We start from the raw sequence: 2,594 nt of genomic DNA, 5'->3' as shown, positions 1-2,594 counted from the left end.
GCGCCTGGTGCGCGGCCTCGTCGCGGAGGGTCTGCGCGGTGTGCTCGAACTGGGCCGGGTCGTGGGTGGCGACCTCGATCAGGTTCGCGCGGGCGTCGGAGTCGTCCTCGAACTCCAACAGCACCGCCGCCTGGTCCAGGGTCAGCTCGTGCTCGTGCAGAACGGACGTGACGGTCGCGGACTCCGCGACCGCAAGGCCCTTCTTCACCGCGTCGGTCTTGGTGCCGGTGCGCTTGGCGATCGCTGCAGCGGACACGCCCTCAAACGCGAGCTGCGCCCACGCGGCGGTGCGGTCCGCGACGCTCAGCTCGGCGCGCTGGTCGTTCTCGATGATCTGCTGAACGATCCGATCCGCGGTTGTCTCGTCGCCCTCCACGACGTAGACCGGGATCGTGGGCACTCCGGCCTCGCGGGCGGCGAGGGTGCGGCGCTGTCCGGCGCGGACGATGACGTTGCCGTGCTCGTCGCGGCGGGCGAGGACCGGGGTGATGACGCCGTTCTCGCGGATCGACGCGATGAAGTCCTTCGTCAGCGGGGCGCTGGTGCGGACGTTCTGCTCGATCACGAGGACGGTCGGGTCGATGTGCTGAACGGTCCCGGTTCCGGTGGTGATAGTCACGATGGTTTCTCCTTGATCGGTGTGCGATCATTGAGGCGACAAGTCCCGTGGTTCTAACCCAACTACGGGGCTTTTGTCGTCTTCCTGATCGTTTTTCTTTGCCTCTCCGGCGGGATGAAATCAATTGAGTGGAGTCGGCGGAGTGACGGCTCTCTCGGGCGAAATAAGCCCGCAGGGCGCGTCCGAGAGAGACGGCACGTAGCCGACGGAGCGAGATAGATTGAAACCGCGGAGAGGTGAAGAAAACGGGTAATCCGGCCGCGTAGCGGCTCCCGCCGGCGGTGCTCCGTCACCGCTGCGCGTGCGCAGCTCGCGCCCCCGGAACGGGGAAGACCGGGGAGTGTGAGGGGGTCGCCCCTCACGGGCCGGCCCGGAAGGCCGGCCCGCGCCGCGCGGCTACCGGTCGGCGGGCTCGGAGCAGTTGGCGCAGTCGCACGGCCCGCTGGGGTTCTCCGTCCGCTCGACGGCCGCGATCTGCGCGGCCTGCTCCGCCGGGGAGAGCGCCTGCCACCCCTCATCCGCGCGCCGGTTCAGCTCGATGCGTGCCGCACGCTCGTCCAGCGTCTCCGGGGTCGGGGTGAGGAAAGCGGCCAGTGCCGCGCCGGTGTCCTGCTTGTCGGCGGGGGTGAGGAACGCGATCAGCGCGGCGGCGTAGGCGGTGCCGTCGTCGGTGACGGGGAATCCGCCCGGAGCTCCTTCGCCGGGAAGAGTGAGCGTGTTGCGGATGTGCGCGAGGATTTCGGCGTCCGTGGCGGTCGCGTCGTCGTCAGACTCGGCGCGGCGGGTGTCGAGGATGAGGGCCAGCTGTTCGGCCGTGGCGCGGCCGGTGTCGGTGCGGGTCATGGTGTGGTCCTCTCAGCGGTTCAGGAACGGGGCGACGCGGCGGATCGCTGCGCGGCGGGCGTGGGCGACGCAGTGGCGGAATGAGCCGCTGGTGATGCCGTGCAGCTGGTCGGAGTGCCACGCCTCCCAGACGCCGGACGTGCGGCGGGTGACGTGCACCGAGGGCGTCGTCTGGGGGTCGGTGCCCACGACACGGATATCGACCGCGCGGGTGTTGGCAAGGGTGAGGTAGGTCTTCGCGGTGGTCTGCAAGTCGGTGGTGGTCTGCATGGTGTGGGTGCTCCCTCTGGCTGATCGTTTTTCTTTGCCTCTCCGGCGGGGAAAACCGTTTGAGTGGAGGCGGCGCAGTGACGCCGAGAGCGGGCGAAATAAGCCCGCAGGGCGCGTCCGCTCTCGGTGGCACGGAGCCGGTGGAGCGAAATAGGTTGAAACCGCGGAGAGGTGAAGAAAACGGGTGGAACGGGCCGCATCGCGGCCTCCCCTTGGCGGTGCTCCGTCGCCGCTGCGCGAGTGCAGCTCGCGCCCCGGAACGGGACACCGGGGAGCGTGAGGGGGTCGCCCCTCACGGGCCGGCGCCGCCGGCCCCACACTCGAGCGGGTCGTGTCAGCGTCGGATGCGACGATGGAGGCATGTGGGAGCTGGCACACCGGACGCGCGCGGAATCGGCATCAACGGTGTTGCGCAGCAACGCGGCGACGAGCGCCGCGGCGATCGCGGAAGTGCGCGCAGCGATCCCGGAGGATCACGTCATCCTCTACGTGCTCCGCGTCGAGAACTGAGCGGGCGCTCTACTCCGCGGCGCTGCGGCGGGGTGCGCGCTGGGTGGTTGTGGTGACGACGGCGGTCGCGCGGGTGAGGTTGGGGCCGATGGCGTCGGCTTCGAGGACGCGGCCGGTGCGGCGGTTCTCGCCTTCGCCCCAGGCGACGGTGCGCTCGTAGCCGACGACGATCACGCCGTCTCCCTTGTGGAGGGAGGCGAGCACGTGCTCGCCCAGTTCGAACTTCGCTTCGACGTAGTGCGTGGTCGGGGCGTCGTGCGGGGTCCACTCCCCCGCGCGGTATTCGCCGGTGTTCTCGATGACGCGCAGCTTCACGATCTGCACGCGGCCCGCCTGCACGGCCTCGGGGTCG

Annotated in this window: 5 protein-coding genes; 1 reads left to right on the top strand and 4 read right to left on the bottom strand. The window is 69.9% G+C overall.

Annotated features, from left to right (window positions below; translation table 11 throughout):
- From C5C69_RS16520 to C5C69_RS16510, 3 genes are all read right to left on the bottom strand, one after another.
- Positions 1-619 (bottom strand): ParB/RepB/Spo0J family partition protein (locus C5C69_RS16520; RefSeq protein WP_146083645.1); only part of this gene is annotated, 619 nt, incomplete at its 3' end.
- A gap of 396 nt (positions 620-1,015) precedes the next feature.
- Entirely contained in the window at positions 1,016-1,462 is a 447-nt protein-coding gene (locus C5C69_RS16515) for a hypothetical protein (RefSeq protein WP_104258317.1), read from the bottom strand.
- A gap of 12 nt (positions 1,463-1,474) precedes the next feature.
- Complete coding sequence (locus C5C69_RS16510; RefSeq protein ID WP_104258316.1) at positions 1,475-1,732, bottom strand: hypothetical protein; 258 nt, start codon at positions 1,730-1,732, stop codon at positions 1,475-1,477.
- 360 nt (positions 1,733-2,092) lie between these two features.
- Here C5C69_RS16510 and C5C69_RS17095 point away from each other — a divergent pair, with 360 nt between their 5' ends.
- Positions 2,093-2,242, top strand: coding sequence for a hypothetical protein (locus C5C69_RS17095; protein WP_181028874.1), 150 nt, complete (start codon positions 2,093-2,095; stop codon positions 2,240-2,242).
- 9 nt (positions 2,243-2,251) lie between these two features.
- Here C5C69_RS17095 and C5C69_RS17090 read toward each other — a convergent pair.
- Positions 2,252-2,594: single-stranded DNA-binding protein (locus tag C5C69_RS17090; protein WP_374953586.1), on the bottom strand; the 343-nt coding region annotated here is incomplete at its 5' end.

Origin of the sequence: Rathayibacter sp. AY1C7, from assembly GCF_002931865.1 — a bacterium.
In the GTDB taxonomy this organism is placed as follows: Bacteria; Actinomycetota; Actinomycetes; order Actinomycetales; family Microbacteriaceae; genus Rathayibacter.
Note: the sequence above shows the minus strand (reverse complement) of the source record. Positions and strands in the feature narration are given on the sequence as shown.